At 74.1% G+C, this 16,588-nt stretch carries 12 protein-coding genes; 5 read left to right on the top strand and 7 right to left on the bottom strand.

Annotated features, from left to right (window positions below):
• Positions 1-5 precede the first annotated feature (5 nt).
• The gene (locus ACWFR1_RS21580) at positions 6-1,676 is read right to left on the bottom strand and encodes a hypothetical protein (RefSeq protein ID WP_453553490.1); all 1,671 of its coding nucleotides are present in this window, start codon (positions 1,674-1,676) and stop codon (positions 6-8) included.
• Positions 1,677-1,759: 83 nt separating this feature from the next.
• Positions 1,760-2,626: a GntR family transcriptional regulator gene (locus ACWFR1_RS21575; RefSeq protein ID WP_453553488.1), complete on the bottom strand. Its 867-nt coding sequence runs from the start codon at positions 2,624-2,626 to the stop codon at positions 1,760-1,762.
• Positions 2,627-2,822: 196 nt separating this feature from the next.
• On the opposite strand from ACWFR1_RS21575, the gene ACWFR1_RS21570 reads away from it, so the two are divergent.
• Together ACWFR1_RS21570 and ACWFR1_RS21565 are read left to right on the top strand one after the other, a co-directional pair.
• A complete protein-coding gene (locus ACWFR1_RS21570; protein ID WP_453553486.1) occupies positions 2,823-3,698 on the top strand; it encodes a (2Fe-2S)-binding protein in 876 nt (291 codons plus the stop codon).
• Between the two features lie 204 nt (positions 3,699-3,902).
• Positions 3,903-5,018, top strand: coding sequence for a DUF2637 domain-containing protein (locus tag ACWFR1_RS21565; protein WP_453553484.1), 1,116 nt, complete (start codon positions 3,903-3,905; stop codon positions 5,016-5,018).
• Positions 5,019-5,051: 33 nt separating this feature from the next.
• Here ACWFR1_RS21565 and ACWFR1_RS21560 read toward each other — a convergent pair whose 3' ends face one another.
• From ACWFR1_RS21560 to ACWFR1_RS21545, 4 genes are all read right to left on the bottom strand, one after another.
• Positions 5,052-5,456, bottom strand: a complete 405-nt coding sequence (locus ACWFR1_RS21560; RefSeq protein WP_453553531.1) for an ATP-binding protein — start codon at positions 5,454-5,456, stop codon at positions 5,052-5,054.
• A gap of 83 nt (positions 5,457-5,539) precedes the next feature.
• A complete protein-coding gene (locus ACWFR1_RS21555) occupies positions 5,540-7,282 on the bottom strand; it encodes a pyruvate dehydrogenase (protein ID WP_453553482.1) in 1,743 nt (580 codons plus the stop codon).
• Positions 7,283-7,309: 27 nt separating this feature from the next.
• Positions 7,310-8,836 (bottom strand): protein phosphatase 2C domain-containing protein, encoded by a 1,527-nt coding sequence (locus ACWFR1_RS21550; RefSeq protein WP_453553480.1) that lies wholly within the window; start codon positions 8,834-8,836, stop codon positions 7,310-7,312.
• 122 nt (positions 8,837-8,958) lie between these two features.
• Positions 8,959-12,720: a S8 family peptidase gene (locus tag ACWFR1_RS21545; protein ID WP_453553478.1), complete on the bottom strand. Its 3,762-nt coding sequence runs from the start codon at positions 12,718-12,720 to the stop codon at positions 8,959-8,961.
• A gap of 232 nt (positions 12,721-12,952) precedes the next feature.
• On the opposite strand from ACWFR1_RS21545, the gene ACWFR1_RS21540 reads away from it, so the two are divergent.
• The 3 genes from ACWFR1_RS21540 to ACWFR1_RS21530 all read left to right on the top strand — a co-directional run bounded on the left by ACWFR1_RS21540 (position 12,953) and on the right by ACWFR1_RS21530 (position 15,035).
• Complete coding sequence (locus tag ACWFR1_RS21540; protein WP_453553476.1) at positions 12,953-13,936, top strand: helix-turn-helix domain-containing protein; 984 nt, start codon at positions 12,953-12,955, stop codon at positions 13,934-13,936.
• Between the two features lie 64 nt (positions 13,937-14,000).
• Positions 14,001-14,435 carry a hypothetical protein gene (locus ACWFR1_RS21535; RefSeq protein WP_453553474.1) on the top strand — a complete coding sequence of 145 codons (435 nt, stop codon included), beginning with the start codon at positions 14,001-14,003 and terminating at the stop codon, positions 14,433-14,435.
• Between the two features lie 117 nt (positions 14,436-14,552).
• The gene (locus tag ACWFR1_RS21530) at positions 14,553-15,035 is read left to right on the top strand and encodes a DUF456 domain-containing protein (RefSeq protein WP_453553472.1); all 483 of its coding nucleotides are present in this window, start codon (positions 14,553-14,555) and stop codon (positions 15,033-15,035) included.
• 7 nt (positions 15,036-15,042) lie between these two features.
• Here ACWFR1_RS21530 and ACWFR1_RS21525 read toward each other — a convergent pair whose 3' ends face one another.
• Complete coding sequence (locus tag ACWFR1_RS21525; RefSeq protein WP_453553470.1) at positions 15,043-16,386, bottom strand: DNA-3-methyladenine glycosylase 2 family protein; 1,344 nt, start codon at positions 16,384-16,386, stop codon at positions 15,043-15,045.
• Between the last annotated feature and the right edge of the window lie 202 nt (positions 16,387-16,588).

Here is a 16,588-nt window from a genome sequence, read left to right as displayed (position 1 = left end):
CGAGGTCACCGTTCGGAGGACGATTCCCGGGATGATCGGAAGAACTGCTCCCGGGATCGCGGTACGAGGCACACCAGGCTCTCGTCGGTGCCGACGAGCAGCGCGCCCGCGCCGGTGACCGCGACCGCGCGGACCGGGGGGCCGGGGCGGAAGGAGAGCGTCGCGTCGCCCTCCGGGCGGTGGAGTTCGACGAGGCCGTCGGCCCAGGCCACGGCGACCACGGGGCCGTGCGGGGTCTCCGCCGCGTGCAGGGAGACCACCGGGGAGCGGCGCTCCGCCAGGGGTTCGGGGCGCGGGTCGCGGCCCGGGGTCCAGAGCCGTACCGTCCCGTCGGCGCCGCCGGAGCACACGAACGGGGTCTCCGACTCCACGGCGGCGACCGCCGTGACCCGGCCGCTGTGCGGGGCCGCCTGGTGCAGGCCCGTGAGCCCGAAGGCGTGCACGGAGCCGAGCCGGTCCCCCACCACGACCGAGCCCGCGATCGCCGCGAGGGCCGTGCCGGGATGGCGGGCCAGGGTCTTCGAGACGGCCTCGGTGAGGCGCTCCAGGTACGGGGCCCTGGGCACCGTTCCCCGGACGGAGTGCAGCCTGCCGCGGTCGTCCAGGAGCAGCACCGTGCCGTCGGGAGAGGGCGCGAGCGCCGTGACCCGGCCGGGGACGGTGTGCGGGAGGCGCCCGGCGGAGCTCGCGTCGGCCTCGTGGAGCAGGCGTACGGTGCCGGTGCGGTCGCCGACGAGCAGCGTGCCCTCCAACGGGCCGCCCGCGGCGCCGAGTACGGCGACGGGCCCCGGCCAGGGCGGCGTCAGGTCGCCGCGGTTGCGGGCCCAGCGGAGCCGCCAGGGCGCCCCCTCGGCGAGCTCGGCCAGCGCGGGCCGCAGCCGGGGGTCGGCGCCGTCGCCGAGCGCTGCGAGGAGCACCAGCGCCCGCTCCGCCGGGTCCTGTGCGCGGCAGAGCGACTGCCCGGCCCGCAGCCAGGCCGTCCTGAGCCCGCCGTGGTCGTCGGCGTCGGTCCCGCCGGAGCCTTCACCGGTTCCGGTGACGTACGCCGTGGTGACGAGCAGTGGGTCGGCCGCGCACACGGCGAGCGGGTCCGAGAGGTCCGGCAGCGGGCGTACGGGCTCCGCGGCGGCGCCGACGGCGGGGGCGGGCTCGGCCTCCAGCTCCACGACCGTCGCCCGGCGGGCGGCGCGCAGGGTATCGGGGGCCGGACTGCCGGTCCGGGCCTCGACGACGAGCCGGACCCGGCCCACTCCGGCGAGTTCGCCGATGAGCTCGGTGAGCGCGGCGGGTTCGGCGGCGGCGTGGAGGTCCGTGAGGAGGAGGACGGCCCGGCCCGAGGGCCGCGCCTCGCTGGTGGCGAGGGCGTGGACGAGTTCGTCAGGTGACCTGGCCACCACACCGAGCAGGTCGGCGATCGTCCAGGTCGCGCCGAGCGCGCTCTGTCCGGCGAGCGGGACGAGCACCCGGGGCGTACGGCGGCGGCCGCCGGCGCGCGGGCCGTAGGCGGCGAGCCAGTCGAGGAGGGCCGTCTTGCCGCTGCCGGGGGCGCCGGTGACGAGGCAGAGCCGGGGCGCCTCCGGGTCGGTGAGCCAGCCGAGCAGGGCCGCGGCCTCGGCTTCCGTACCGGTGACGGCTCGGCCTCCCTCCCGTGCCGGGGGCGGGGTCGCGGACGGCATGGGACACCTCACGGGCGCGGTGCGGGCGGTCTGACGTCAACGACCTTAATGCTCCGGACACGCTCCAGGGGGTGTCTCGTGGATCAGTACTCGGATCCGGCGAAGTGCTCCCGTACGAGCGACTGGACGACCGGCAGGTCCTGGGCGATCAGGGCGTCGAGCAGGGCCGTGTGCTCGGCGGCGTCGGCGACGAGCTCGCCGTGGCGGAAGGCGGGGGCGCTGATCAGCGGCCACTGGGAGCGGCGGTGGAGGTCGTCGGCGACGGCGAGCAGCTGCTCGTTCCCGGCGAGGGAGAGGACCGCCCGGTGGAAGGCGCGGTCGGTCTCCGCGTAGTGGGCGCGGTCGCCGCGCGCGGCGGCCGCCCCGGTGGCCTCGGCGAGCGGACGGAGCTCGGCCCAGCGGGCGGCGGGGACCGTGCGGGCGAGCCGCAGCATGACGGGGACCTCGATGAGCGCGCGTACCTCGGCGAGCTCGGCGAGCTCGCGCGGGGTGCGCTCGGTGACGCGGAAGCCGCGGTTCGGGACGACCTCGACGGCCCCCTCGACGGCGAGGCGCTGCATGGCCTCGCGGACGGGGGTGGCCGAGACGCCGAAGCGCTCGGCGAGGGCGGGGCCGGAGTACACCTCGCCGGGGACGAGCTCGCCGCCGACGAGGGCGGTACGGAGGGCTTCGAGGATCTGGTCGCGGACGGAGTGCCGCTGGACGACGCGCGGGGTGGGAGCGGGAAGGGAAGCGGGGGCGGAAGCGGGGGCGGGATGGGGGACGGCCGTGGGACGGGTCGCCGCCGGCTCGCCGTGGGTGTGCTCGCCACGCGCCTGCTCGGCTCCACGGGCATGCTCGGTTCCGCGGACCTGCTCGGCTCCACGAGCCTGTTCCGGTACGCGTACGGCGTCACCGAAGGGCGGGTACGGCCTCTCCGTCGCCCGCTCGCGCGCTGCGCCCTGCTCCACCCGGGTCCTCCTGCGGCCTCGTGCCGGGCCCGGCTCGCGATACCCGGGTCCCCTGTGCACCATAGGCGAACGGACCGACATATGGGGCAGGGGGGGGCTGCTTCGCAGGTGGGTGCGGTCCGTGCGATGGTGAGAGGCGATCGAGATTCGGGTAAGGTAAGGCTTACCTGCTAACGATCGCGATTCGGTGGTCCGCATGACCGTCCCCGCTCTGATGCCCGCACCCCTCGCCTCACCCGTCGCGGCCTCCTACGCCCGACTCGCCGAGGTCTTCTCCGGCCTGCGGATAGACGAATCGGCCCGGGGCGAGCGACTGCCCCGCGGCGCCGGCTGGGTCGGCGCCGACGAGCTCTCGGCCGGCGGAGCCGCCCTCGACGCCTTCCTCGCCTGGGACAACGCCCAGGTGCTCCGCGACTACGGCACCCAGGCCCGCCCCGACGTCGTCGCGAGCTTCGGACTCCACCGCTACGCCTGGCCCGCCTGCCTCCTCGTCACCGTCCCCTGGTTCCTGCACCGGAGGGTGCCCCGCCTGCCCGCCGCGAACGTCGCGTTCCAGCGCGCGCTCGGCCGCATGTCCGTCCGTGTCGAGGAGTTCGCCTGCCTGCCCGACGACCCCGCGGCCACCCTGCCCGGCGCCCGGGTCGTCGCCGACGAGGAGGCGCTGCGCGCCGAGGTGCGCGCCTCGCTCGCCGAGCACTTCGAGTCGGTGCTGAGCGGTTTCGGCCCCCGGATGAAGCGCGGCCGCCGCGCCCTGTGGGGCATGGCCACGGACGAGATCGTCGAGGGCCTCTGGTACATCGGCGCCCTGCTCGGCGAGGAGGAGCGGGCGATGGCCGAGCTCGAACTCCTCATGCCGGGCACCGCCGCCACCCGTAAGCCGCACAAGCCGTACGCCGGATCGGCCGGCTTCCGCGAGCTCGCGGGCTCCGCGGGACCGGACGGCGCCCCGCGCGCCACCCGCGACCGGGTGACCTGCTGCTTCTTCTACACGCTGCGCCCCGACGACACCTGCCTCACCTGCCCGCGCACCTGCGACAGCGAGCGCGTTCGTCGCCTCGCCGCGACCGCCTGAGGCTCCTGGGTGAATACGCCACCCGGACGGGTGGCGTAAATCGAACTCAAAACCCTTCCCTTGTACGGGCGTTCGAGCAGATCGCACCTATTCGTATGCCCTGGGACCCCGATGGCGTGCTCTTGCCCGGAAACCGCTTGAGCGCCGCACGGGGTCGGCCAGTATGGGCCGCCAAACGCCCTACTGCGATGCAAGGGACACCGCATGAGACTGACCGACATATCGCTGGACTGGCTGCTTCCGGGCGGCGTGATGGTGGCCGGGGTCCTGACGGCGGTGGCGGTGCTCGCGCGCGGGAAGCGCGCCGGTGACCAGGCCGCGGCCGAGGACTCCTGGGAGCGCAACGAGGAGCGCCGCAGACGCAAGGAGGCGGTGTACGGGACGGCTTCCTACGTCCTGCTCTTCTGCTGCGCCGCGGTCGCCGCGGCACTCTCCTTCCACGGACTCGTCGGCTTCGGCCGGCAGAACCTCAACCTCTCCGGAGGCTGGGAGTACCTCGTCCCCTTCGGCCTCGACGGCGCCGCCATGTTCTGCTCGGTCCTCGCGGTCCGCGAGGCCAGCCACGGTGACGCGGCCCTCGGCTCGCGGCTCCTGGTCTGGCTGTTCGCCGGCGCGGCCGCCTGGTTCAACTGGGTGCACGCCCCGCGCGGCCTGGGCCACGACGGGGCGCCGCAGTTCTTCGCGGGCATGTCCCTCTCGGCGGCGGTCCTCTTCGACCGGGCGCTGAAGCAGACCCGCCGGGCCGCGCTCCGCGAGCAGGGCCTGGTGCCCCGCCCGCTGCCGCAGATCCGGATCGTCCGGTGGCTGAGGGCGCCCCGGGAGACCTTCGCGGCCTGGTCGCTGATGCTCCTGGAGAACGTACGGACGCTGGACGAGGCGGTCGACGAGGTGCGCGAGGACCGGCGGGAGAAAGAGCAGACCCGGCTCCGCAGGCGCGACCAGGTCAAGCTCGACCGGGCCCGCCTCAAGGCCATCAACCGCCAGCACCGTGCCTTCGGGCTCGGCCGCGGCGGTGGCGGCGACCGGCAGGTCGAGATGGCGGCGCTGGGCACCGCGTCGGGCGCCGGTACGGGCCCGGGTTCCGGTTCTGGTTCGGGTGCGGGCTCCGGCTCCGCGACGTCGGCCGTACAGGCCGCTGTCGCGGAGCCCGCCATAGCGGACCCGGGACAACTGCCGCTTCGACCCCGGCCCTCCCTGCAAGCCGTAAGGGGCGCTGAGCCCCGGACGGTCGACCTCACCGCTGAGGACGACACCCAGACGCTGCCCCGCCTGGACTCCCTTGAGCGCAAACTCAAGGACCTGGAGCAGCAGTTCGGCTGAACAGACACATACGGAATCCGGCGGGGTCGTCTGTCAGGCGGCCCCGCCGTTCAGTTCGAACCAGACCACCTTGCCCATCCCGTGCTCCTCGACCCCCCAGGAGTCGGCAAGGGTCTGGACGAGGACGAGCCCCCGGCCGTTCGTACCGTCGTCGGCGGGCGGTACGCGCGGCCGTTCGAGCCCGGGGACGAAGTCCCGGACCTCGACCCTGAGCTGCTCGGGGACGACCGTCGCGGTCACGACGGCCCCGTGCTCGGTGTGGACCAGGGCATTGGTCACCAGTTCGCTGGTGAGCAGTTCGGCCACGTCGGAGGCGCCCGGTCCGCCCCATGTCCGCAGAAGTTCACGCAAGGCATGTCGCACCTCCGGCACCGCGGTGAGATCCGCGCATCCCACCTTCCTGAGCAGTTGAGTCGGCTGTCGTGCCTCCCCGGCCATATCCCCCACCCACACGTCGTCGAACAGGCTCACGGGGATGCATGCCCCACGGGGGCGCCCGCATTCCCCGGAAGCGCGGCGGCTCAGGGCCGCGGGACGTTGCGGAGGTTGGAGCGGGCCATCTGGAGCATGCGGCCCACTCCGCCGTCGAGCACGATCTTGCTGGCGGAGAGGGCGAAGCCGGTGACCATCTCGCCGCTGATCTTGGGCGGGATGGAGAGGGCGTTGGGGTCGGTGACGACGTCCACGAGGGCCGGGCCCTTGTGCTTGAAGGCGTCCTTGAGGGCGCCGGCGAGCTGCTTGGGCTTCTCGACGCGGACGCCGTAGGCCCCGGCGGCGCGCGCGATGGCCGCGAAGTCGGGGTTCTTGTTCGTCGTGCCGAACGAGGGCAGCCCGGCGACGAGCATCTCCAACTCGACCATGCCGAGCGAGGAGTTGTTGAACACGACGACCTTCACCGGCAGGTCGTACTGCACGAGGGTGAGGAAGTCGCCCATGAGCATGGAGAATCCGCCGTCACCGGAGAGCGACACGACCTGCCGGTTGCGGTCGGTGAACTGCGCGCCGATGGCCTGCGGCAGCGCGTTCGCCATCGAGCCGTGGCTGAACGAACCGATGATCCTGCGCCGCCCGTTGGGCGAGAGGTAGCGGGCCGCCCAGACGTTGCACATTCCGGTGTCCACCGTGAAGACGGCGTCCCCGTCGGCGAGTTCGTCGATGACGGAGGCGACGTACTCGGGGTGGATCGGGACGTGCTTCTCGACCTTGCGCGTGTACGCCTTGACGACGCCTTCGAGGGCGTCGGCGTGCTTCTTGAGCATCTTGTCGAGGAAGCGGCGGTCGTTCTTGGCCCGGACGCGCGGGACGACACAGCGCAGGGTCTCGCGGACGTCGCCCCAGACGGCGAGGTCGAGCCGGGAGCGCCGGCCGAGGTGCTCGGGCCGGACGTCCACCTGGACGATCTTCACGTCGTCGGGCAGGAAGGCGTTGTACGGGAAGTCCGTGCCGAGCAGGATCAGCAGGTCGCACTCGTGGGTGGCCTCGTAGGCGGCTCCGTATCCGAGGAGTCCGCTCATGCCGACGTCGTACGGATTGTCGTACTGGATCCACTCCTTGCCGCGCAGCGCGTGGCCGACGGGTGCCTTGACCCGCTCGGCGAACTGCATCACCTCGGCGTGCGCGCCCGCCGTGCCGCTGCCGCAGAAGAGCGTCACCCGGTCGGCCGCGTCGATCATCCGGACGAGCGCGTCGATCTCGTCGTCACCCGGCCGGACGGTGGGGCGGGAGGTGACGAGCGCGGTCTCCGCCGCCTTGTCCGGGGCGGGCAGGGAGGCGATGTCGCCGGGCAGCGAGACGACGCTGACGCCGCTGCGGCCGACGGCGTGCTGGATCGCCGTCTGGAGCAGGCGGGGCATCTGCTTCGGGTTGGAGATGAGCTCGCTGTAGTGGCTGCACTCGCGGAACAGCTGGTCGGGGTGGGTCTCCTGGAAGTAGCCGAGGCCGATCTCGCTGGACGGGATGTGCGAGGCGAGGGCCAGGACCGGGGCCATCGAGCGGTGGGCGTCGTACAGGCCGTTGATGAGGTGCAGATTGCCCGGGCCGCAGGAGCCGGCGCAGGCCGCGAGGCTGCCGGTGATCTGGGCCTCGGCGCCGGCGGCGAAGGCCGCGACCTCCTCGTGCCGCACCTGGATCCAGTCGAGCGAGGGCGTGCGGCGGATGGCGTCGACGACCGGGTTCAGGCTGTCGCCGACGACGCCGTACAGACGCTTCACGCCCGCGCGCACGAGGATGTCGACGAACTGTTCTGCGACGTTCTGTTTGGCCATGGCTCCATCAACACATGACCCGGCGCGTTACGCCTCCCAGACGCCCACCCCCGTACGGTCGTCGGCGTAACCGGTCACCCTCAGCTGGGTGTCGGCGAGGAAGGCGGCGAGGCCGGGCGCCTCCTGGCCGGCCCAGCGGGCGGCGAGTTCGCGGGCGAGGGCGGGCTCGCCGCGCATCGGCTCGGCGAACCCGGGCGAGGCGAGGAGCAGGGTGTCCCCCGGGCGGGCGACGGAGGCCCGGAAGCGGAACGGCTCGGCGGGCGGCGGCACCGGGTCCTCGACGATCGGGCCCGGCGCGGTCGTGACGCCGAGGTTCATGGTGAGCCGGTCGCCCTCCTCCTCGCTCTCGGCCGCCGGCGGGGTCGGTGAGCCGAAGCCGGGGACGGGGGCGCCGGTGGCGGCCGCCGGTTCGGGCAGGAGCGGTTCGATGTCCTGCCAGGCGCCGTCGCGGAGCCTGAAGAGGCCGCCGGCGCCGATCCCGAAGAAGACCCGCGTACGGCACTCGGGGTCGGCGGGGACGAGGAGGCAGCGGAGGGTCGCGGTGTACTCGTCGGGGGCGAGGCCCCGGTCGGCGGCGCGGGTGCGCAGCCTGCCGTAGGTGCGGTCGGTGAGCCGGTGCAGTCCCGACTTGAGGTCGCCGCGGCGGCCCGTCCTGATGTCCTCCGAGAGCCGGGCGTGGCTGCGGCCGACGGCCTCCGCGATCCACTGGCAGGCGTCGGCGGCGGCGAGGTGGGCGTCCTCGGCGGTGCGCGCGCCCGCGGCGACGGCGACGAGGACGAGCGCGGCCTCGTCGTGGCCGAAGCGGGCGGTGAGCAGGGCGTCGCGGCGGGGTTCGCCCCGGTAGCGGGCGGAGTCGCCGCGTACGGAGGCGGCCCGCAGGGTGCAGGTGCCGTAGCGGGCGCCGTCGAGGACGGTGTCGGCGACCAGTTCGTCGAGCTCGCCGGGGCGGGCGACGGGGAGGGCGGTGGGTTCGGCCTCGTAGGTCGGCGGCCTGCTGCCGACGAACCCGGCCGCCCGGGGGCGGGGCACGGGGACCTGGACGGTGAGGTCGGCGTCCTGGACGGTGAGGTCGGCGCCTGGACCGGTGTCCGGGTCGGCGCTCCGGGCGGTGTCCGGGGCCTCATCGGCCGGGGGCACCGGCACCTGCACGGTGGGCGTCTCGACCGGTGGAGCGACCGGGGGCGGCGGACCGGGGAAGGAGCGCGGCCCCGTCTCGGGGGCCTCCCAGGGCGCCCTGTCGGACGGGACGGGCGGCGCCGCCGCCGTCCGGGGGCCGTCCGGCTTCGAGACCGGGTTCGAGACCGGGTTCGAGACCGGGTTCGGGGCCGGGTTCGGGGCCGGGTTCGGGGCCGGGTTCGGGGCCGGGCTCGGGGCCGGGCTCGGGGCCGGGCTCGGGGCCGGCTTCAGGACCGGGCCGGGGCCCGGCGGGCCCGTGGTGGCGCGGGGCGCCGTGGCGAAGTGGTCGTCGAGTGTGTCACCCGAGACCGTCGGGGCCGTGTCCGGCGCCGACTCGTCGTAGAGCTTGTCCCACCAGTTGTCCCCCTGCTGAGTCATGCCCTTATTGTCCACCGCGCACGGCGCCCGAAAACGGACATCAGGAAAACCGTTGCTGCGAAGGGGTGATCCGCCGGGCGACCCCACCCCCCACGGGAAGGACGCCCGGCGGACCGTCGTGATCAGCGCACGTCGTAAGCGCGGACCACGGTCTGGGTGACGGAGTTGCCGTTGGCGTCCGTCAGTTCGGTCCTCAGGGTGACGGGCTTTCCGGTCGCGCCCGTGTGGTTCACGGTCGCGGTCCAGTCGCCGCCCTGCTGAGAGACCCGCGCTTCGGTCCAGGTCGTGCCCCCGTCGTAGGAGTACGAGAGCTTGGCCGAGGTGAGCGCTGCGGGGGTGTAGCCCGCGTGACCCGTCGCGGTGAGGCCGATCTGCTGGCCGTCGGTCGCGGCGAGGGTCTTGAGTCCGTCCTCCGGAAGGTCGTACCGGGGGAAGAGAATCGGGATGCCCTGAGAATAGACGCTCTCGTCAAGCTTGGAGGTGAATTTCCACACCGAGTTGACGGAGGTGGAGCGGGCCCACACCCTGCTGCCGATCTTCGTGGTGTTCTGTTCGAGCGTGTACGTCCCCGCTTCGGACGGTACTTCGAACACCCCGAACGGCCAGGCGCTCGTACCGAGGCGCTCGCCGTCGCGGCTGAGGCTGACGTTGCCGATGTCGCCGAAGGAGCCCTGCTCGGCGTGGTGGGTGTTGTCGCCCCACATGGCGTCGGCGAAGCCGATGAGGTTGCCCTGGCGCTCGGCCACGAGGACCGGCTTGCCGGACCTGTCGCGCGGGGCGGTGGGGGCGAGGACGCCGTCGTACCAGGCCTCGGTGCGCCTCTCCCCCGCCGTGTAGGCGCGGGGCGTGCCCATCATGAACTCGCCGAACGGGAAGCTGCTGCTGACGGCCTGCTCCCAGCGGGTCTCACCGGGCGTGTAGTACTCGGTGCGGGTGCCGGGGACCGGGAGCGGCTCGATCCAGCTGAAGTAGACGCTGGTGCCGTTGGGCCGGACGGCGGCCGGGCTCTCGATGAAGTCCGTCGCGATGCCGGCCGAGCCGTAGGTGGCGTCCGTACGGCCCAGGGAGCCGTCGCGGACCCGGTAGTTCCTCTCGCCCCGGATCGCGCCGGTCTCGGGGAAGGCGAGGCTGTAGACGTACGGGCTCTTCGCGGTGGCCTGCCAGGCGAGGGTGACCTCGCCCGCGGCCAGCTTGGCGAGGAGCTGGGCCGCCTCGTCGGCGGGGACGGCGAGGGCGGCCAGGCCGAGGCCGGTGAGGGAGCCGCCCGGGTACCAGCGGTCCGGGGTCGAGTGGTGCAGGACCACGGCGACGGCGCCGGCGGCCTTGGCGTTACGGGCGACGGTGCCCGCGTTGGTGGAGTCGTCGGGCAGTCGGACGAGGGCGATACGGCCCTGGACGCCGGCGGCGTTCAGTTCCTCCGGGGTGCCGGTTCCGGCGTCGACCAGCCGGGCGGAGCCGGTGCCGTCGAGGTTGTCGGAGCCGAGGGAGCCGGTGACCGGGTGGAGGGTCAGGCCGTCGGTGGTGCGCAGCGAGGTGATCTTCGGGGCGGCGGCGCGCCAGTAGCTGCCGAACTCGAAGTCGCCCTCGTCGGTGGCGCCTTCGACCGAGGCGTAGTAGCCGCGGATGGTGCGCGGTCCGGCGGCGGTGCCGGAGTGCAGCCAGGTGTCGTCCCAGGAGCGGGAGAACGCGAGGGTGGCGCCCCGGAGTTCGGCGGCCTTGTCGGTGTTCACCGACAGCTTGTGGGCCTTGCGGGCGTCGAGGACGACGGTGGTGTCCTTCTTCAGCTCCACCTGCGGGCGGCCGAGGTAGCTGAGCGAGTCGTTCAGCTTGGCGCCCGCGCCGGCGTCGGGGGTGGTGACGAAGGAGGAGAGGAAGTAGTTGCCGGGGCGCAAGCGGTAGACCTGGTCGGTGGCGCCGTCGTTGAAGCGTCGCTCGCCGCTGGCGTCGTCGGTGCCGATGACGTCCAGGGACGAGGCGCCGTCGGCGGGCTTGCCCTGACGGTCGATCAACTTGACGCGCAGGGTGACTGTTTCGGGCTCGACGTAGAGCGAGAACGGGGTCGAGACGTGGATGCCGCCGGGGCCGGTGGCGAGGACGCGGCCGGTGACGTCGCCGTACTGGGCGTGCTCCAGGCGGGCGTCGGGGGCGAGTTCGAGAGGGACCTGGACGGTGGCGCCGGCCGGGACGGTGACGGTGCGCTTGCCGAGGCGGGCGACCGAACTCCACACGCGGGATCCGTCGTTGCCGGTGACCTTCTCGACGGCGAGGTTCAGGGTGACCGGGGCGCCGGAGGTGTTGGTGTACGGGACGGAGACCGTGGTGCGGTCGCTGGATTCCTGCGGCCAGTTGAACGTCCCGCCCTGGACGGCGGAGGCGCCGAGGACCGTCTGGTCGACGGCCGCCTTGACGTCGAGGCGGCCGCCGCCGACCTCGCGGACGTCGCCGGGGAGGTCGCTCTCGGCGGAGGAGACGAGGGCGGCCTTGATCTGCTGGGCGGTCCAGTCGGGGTGGCGCTGCTTGACGATGGCGGCGGCGCCCGCGACGTGCGGGGTGGCCATCGACGTACCGGACATGGACTGGTAGGCGTACACGCCCCGGCCGCCGGCGGCGGCGGCGGAGATGGCGACGCCGGGCGCGGCGATCTCGGGCTTGAGGGTGTGGTTGACGATCGTCGGGCCGCGGCTGGAGAAGTACGCGGTGGAGTCGTCGCGGTCGGTGGCGCCGACGGTGAGGACGCTGGGCGCGCAGCCGGGCGAGGAGACCGTGTTGAGGGTCGGGCCCGAGTTTCCGGCAGCGATGACGAACAACGTCCCCTTGTTCTGGGCGAGTTCCTCGGCCGCGGTGCTCATCGGGTCGGTGCAGTCGGTGGGGACGGAGCTGCCGAGGCTCATGGAGACGACGTCGGCGCCCTGGGCGACGGCCCACTCCATGCCCGCGATGATCCAGGAGGCGGCGCCGGAGCCCGAGTCGTTGAGGACCTTGCCGTTGAGGAGGTCGGCGCCGGGGGCGACGCCCTTCTTCCTGCCGTCGCTCGCGGCGCCGGAGCCGCCGACGGTGGAGATGGTGTGGGTGCCGTGGCCCTGGTGGTCGCCGGCGGTCGCCGAGTCGGTGAAGTTCTCCGAGACGGTGACGCGGCCCTTGAGGTCGGGGTGCTCGGTGTCGGCGCCGGTGTCGAGGACGGCGACCTTGGTGCCCGTGCCGTCGTAGCCGGCGGCCCAGGCCTCGGGGGCGTGGACCTGCTGCGTCGACCGCTCCAGGGTGGCCTGGACCTTGCGGTCGAGCCAGAGCTTCTCGATGCCGGCGGCGGAGCGGGCGAGCGGGGTGTCCACGTCGGCCCAGAAGGTGGCGGCCTGCTTCTTGTCGGCCTTGAGCGCGACGCCGTCGACGGTCTTCAGGACCTGGCCGCGCTGCGCGCCGCGCGGGGCGGCGGGGACGGAGCGGGCGACGTCGGAGCCGTAGACCGCGATCAGGGGGAGCGTGGCGGTGGCGGCGTCGTCGTAGCCCTGGCGGACGAGTCCCGTGACGTTGAAGAGCTCCTCGTCGACGCGGCCGGCGGCGAGCGCGTCGGCGGCGTCCTCGGGATAGACGTACAGGTCCTGGCCGGAGCGGCGGGTCTGGACGAGCGGGACGCTGCCGTCCTCGCGCGGCAGCGCGGTGGCCGCCGGGTTCCCTGCGGCGTCGTGGGTGACGAGGACCCGGTCGCCGGTGACCAGGGTCACCGTGGCGGTCCGGTCCCCGGCGCGGGCCGAGGCCTCGCTGCCTACCAGCGGTCGCTTGCCGGCCGTGCCGTCCTGCGGCTCATTCGCCATGGACGGCGCGACCGCGGTGACGGCCAGGACGACGGCGGTCGCCGCCCCCAGGGCCGTACGCGAAATCGGGCGCATCGCTCTCCCCATCTGATTCCGGAAAAAGGGCACAAGACGCCCGGCTCCGGGAGCTGTTGGTGCTGCGGTGGCGCCACATTGGCAGAGGTGAGGGCGGTACAGGGATGATGGGCAAGGCGGGAATACGCCGTGGCCGTTTCCCGCCAGGTCACCAACGGAACGAATGCCTCCGGTGAAGGTCCCGAGAAGAACCGGGGCGTCCGCCGGACGCACGGCGAGGGGTGGGGCAACCATGCTGGGAGCGATAGGGCTCGACGAACGCCAGGAGTCCGCGTACCGCGCACTGGTCGCGCTGGGCGCGGCCGAGGTCACCGATCTCGCGCACCGGCTCGCCATGCCCGAGCGGGACACCGAGCGGGCGCTCCGCCGACTGGAGGCGCAGGGGCTCGCCGCGCAGTCCTCGGCGCGGACCGGACGGTGGGTGGCGGCGCCGCCGGGCGTGGCCCTCGGCGCGTTGCTGACCCAGCAGCGCCACGAGCTGGAGCAGGCGGAGCTGGCGGCGGCGCTGCTGGCGGAGGAGTACCGGGCGGAGGCCGAGGAGGCGGCCGTCCACGACCTCGTGGAGGTGGTCACCGGCGCGAGCGCGGTCACCCACCGCTTCCTCCAGCTCCAGCTGGGGGCGACGGAGGAGGTCTGCGCCCTGGTCACCGGGAAGCCGATCGCGGTCACCGGGATGGAGAACGACGCGGAGGAGCAGGCCGCCGGGCGGGGCGTGCGCTACCGGGTGGTGCTGGAGCGCGAGGTGCTGTCCCTCCCGACCGGGCTCCTCGAACTGTCGGCGGCGCTCGGCCGCGAGGAACTGATCCGGGTCGCCGACCGGGTCCCGACCAAGCTGGTGGTCGCCGACCGCTCGCTGGCGATGGTGCCGCTGACCGGGCGGGGCGCGGAGCCGGCGGCGATCGTCGTGCACGCGAGCGGGCTCCTCGAATCGCTGATGGGCCTCTTCGAGTCGGTGTGGCGGGACGCGCTGCCGCTGCGGCTGGGCGCGGGCGCGCAGATCGCCGAGGACGAGGCGCCGGGCCCGGACGTGATGGACCTGGAGATCCTGTCGCTGCTGCTCGCCGGGATGACGGACGCGAGCGTGGCCAAGCAGCTGGATCTGGGGCTGCGGACCGTGCAGCGGCGGGTCAAGGGGCTGATGGAACTGACCGGGGTGACGACCCGGCTCCAGCTGGGCTGGCACGCGTACGAGAAGGGGTGGGTGGCCCGCGGCTGAGGCGGGGGCGTATGGCAGGGTGAGCGGCCGGTTCCGCATACCAGCCCCTCGGGAGCATCTCCTCATGAACGCAAGGCGCCGCCGCGCGCTGCTCACGGCCGTCCAGCCGCTGCTCGAAGCCGGGGAGCGGGTCGAGGTGACGACCGTGGTGAACCTGAGCACCGTGTCGGTGGGCCGCACCGCGGTGTTCGCGGTGGCGTCCTCGATCCTCTCGGCGGGGACGATGGCGGTGATACCGGCGCCGGTGCCGATGTACCTGACGATGACGGACCGCCGCATCCTCGTCCACCGGGCGGACCCGGTCTTCGCCAAGCCGGTGGAGCACACCCTGACGCTCTCGCGGGCCGGCCTGGTCCGCTCGGCGATCAGGGAGCGGTTCCTCAACTCCTCCTTCGTCGTCTCCTCGCCCGAGGGCGGGACCGGTCTGCGGATCGTCTTCCCGCTGCTCGGCCGCAAGGAGCGCGACGCGGTGGCCGCCGCGCTGCCGCTGGCGGGCTGAGCCCGGCCCGGCCGAGGCGGGGCGGAGCCCGGTCCAGGTCGGACCTCCGCCCCGCTCCCTCCCCCGTCCGCCGCACGCGAGCGGCGCGGACGGCCGTTGTGGGGGACGCTGGGCAGCGTGGGTCTGTGGCAGCTCCTGATGGTCGCGACGGTGATGCTGCTCGGTCTGTTCGGGGTGCTGACCCCCGGCGTGCCGGGAACGTGGCTGGTGTGGGCCGCCATGCTCTGGTGGTCGCTGCATGAGCGGACGGACCTCGCCTGGATCCTGCTGGCCTCGTCGACCGGTCTGCTGCTCCTCACGCAGGTGGTCGTCTGGCAGCTCCCGCCCCGCAGGTTCCGGGGCGTCGGCATCACCCGGCGGATGATCGTGTACGCCGGCCTCGGCGCGCTCCTGGGCTTCGTCCTGGTCCCCGTCCTCGGCGCGGTCCCCGGCTTCGTCGGTGGGATCTACCTCGCGGAACGCCTCCGCCTGGGCGGCCACGGCCAGGCCGGGGCGGCGACCAGGACGGTCATGCGCGCGGCCGGCACGAGCATCCTCGTCGAGCTCTTCGCGTGTCTGCTGATCGTGGGGGCGTGGGCGGGTGCGGTGCTCTGGGGCTGAGCCGCCCTTACCGCGCGGTCGCGAGGTAGCGCGCCGCGTACGAGCGCCAGGGGCGCCATTCCTCCGCTTCCGGAACACCCACCGGGAGGACGTCCGGGTCGCCGAGAGCCCGCATCCGGATGAGGGCCGCCGCCTCGGGGGTCACGCCGGGGACGGCGAGGAGCGTGCGCTCGGCCTCGTCGCGGTCGGCACCCGGGTCGAGGCGGACGGCTCCGTCGACGAGCGCGCGGGCCAGCGGCCCCGCGACCGGGTGGCCTGTCAGGTCGGCCGGGGCCGGGAAGAGATGGGTGAGGCCGCCGCAGGCGGTGGCCAGGGGCGTGCCGTGCGCCTCGACGAGCCGGGCCGACTCCTCGGGCCCGAGGAGGGTCCGCAGCGCGAACTCCTCCGGCTCGGCCGTCCCCGGGGACCGGACGCCGGGCCGGGCGGTCACCTCGGCGGCGAGCCCGGGGGCGGCACCGAGGCGCTCGGCCACCGCGTACGGGTCGGCGTCGAGGTCGAAGAGGCGGCGCAGCCGGTGCACGGCGGTCGTCAGGTCGCGCAGCTCGGTGAGGCTGATGCGGGCCTCCAGCCAGTGCCCGGCGGACCGCTCGTCGACGGAGACGACGCCGGTGCCGTACGGGAGGCGGAGCGTGCGCCGGTAGGTGCGGGCGCCGGGCGCGCCGACGGTCTCCTCGACGCGGGGCACGGCCTCGGCGGCGAGCAGGTCGAAGACCTCCCCGGCGGCGTACGGCCCCCGGTGGGCGAGCCGTAGCGGGACCCCGGCGGCGAGCGCGGTGCGGCCTCCGGCGCCGCCGCCCGTCTCCTCGCGCAGGGCGGTGGGGGTGCGGGCGTAGACGGCGCGGATGGTGTCGTTGAACTGGCGGACGCTGGCGAAGCCGGCCGCGAAGGCGATCTCGGTGACCGGCAGGCCGGTCGTCTGGAGCAGCAGGCGCGCGGTGTGCGCCCGCTGGGCGCGGGCGAGGGCGACGGGTCCCGCGCCGAGTTCGGCGGTGAGCTGGCGCTGCACCTGCCGGGTGCTGTAGCCGAGGCGTCCGGCGAGACCCGGCACGCCCTCGCGGTCGACGACCCCGTCGCCGATCATGCGCATGGCGCGGCCGACGACATCGGCCCGTACGTCCCACGCGGCGGAGCCGGGCACGGCGTCCGGGCGGCAGCGACGGCAGGCGCGGAAGCCGTGGCCCTGGGCGGCGGCGGCCGTGGGGAAGAACGAGACGTTCCGCCGCTTGGGGGTGACGGCCGGGCAGCTGGGCCGGCAGTAGATCCCGGTGGTGCGGACGGCGAAGAAGAACTCGCCGTCGAACCGGGCGTCCCTGCTGCTGACCGCCTCGTAGCGGGTGTCGTCGTCCCTCATGCCTCCCAGTGTGCGGGACCCGACGACCCCCGACTCGCGGATTTCGGACACGACGCTCAGTGCCTGGGCGCGGGGCCGGACCATGGCGGGCGCCGCTGCCCGGGGCACGAGGCCTGGACCACGACACGAGCACGGCGCTACGGGCCCGGGACTCGCTCCCGGGCCACGACACGGCGCTGCGGGCCCGGGTGCGGGGCCCGGG

It is taken from the genome of Streptomyces sp. NPDC055103 (assembly GCF_053607625.1).
Note: the sequence above shows the minus strand (reverse complement) of the source record. Positions and strands in the feature narration are given on the sequence as shown.

Excerpts from the sequence above, each read along its gene's own strand:
- ACWFR1_RS21535 (WP_453553474.1), top strand. The coding sequence starts at position 14,001 with ATGAACGCAAGGCGCCGCCGCGCGCTGCTCACGGCCGTCCAGCCGCTG.
- ACWFR1_RS21525 (WP_453553470.1), bottom strand. The coding sequence starts at position 16,386 with ATGAGGGACGACGACACCCGCTACGAGGCGGTCAGCAGCAGGGACGCC.
- ACWFR1_RS21560 (WP_453553531.1), bottom strand. The coding sequence starts at position 5,456 with ATGGCCGGGGAGGCACGACAGCCGACTCAACTGCTCAGGAAGGTGGGA.
- ACWFR1_RS21545 (WP_453553478.1), bottom strand. The coding sequence starts at position 12,720 with ATGCGCCCGATTTCGCGTACGGCCCTGGGGGCGGCGACCGCCGTCGTC.
- ACWFR1_RS21565 (WP_453553484.1), top strand. The coding sequence starts at position 3,903 with ATGAGACTGACCGACATATCGCTGGACTGGCTGCTTCCGGGCGGCGTG.
- ACWFR1_RS21555 (WP_453553482.1), bottom strand. The coding sequence starts at position 7,282 with ATGGCCAAACAGAACGTCGCAGAACAGTTCGTCGACATCCTCGTGCGC.
- ACWFR1_RS21570 (WP_453553486.1), top strand. The coding sequence starts at position 2,823 with ATGACCGTCCCCGCTCTGATGCCCGCACCCCTCGCCTCACCCGTCGCG.
- ACWFR1_RS21540 (WP_453553476.1), top strand. The coding sequence starts at position 12,953 with ATGCTGGGAGCGATAGGGCTCGACGAACGCCAGGAGTCCGCGTACCGC.
- ACWFR1_RS21580 (WP_453553490.1), bottom strand. The coding sequence starts at position 1,676 with ATGCCGTCCGCGACCCCGCCCCCGGCACGGGAGGGAGGCCGAGCCGTC.
- ACWFR1_RS21550 (WP_453553480.1), bottom strand. The coding sequence starts at position 8,836 with ATGACTCAGCAGGGGGACAACTGGTGGGACAAGCTCTACGACGAGTCG.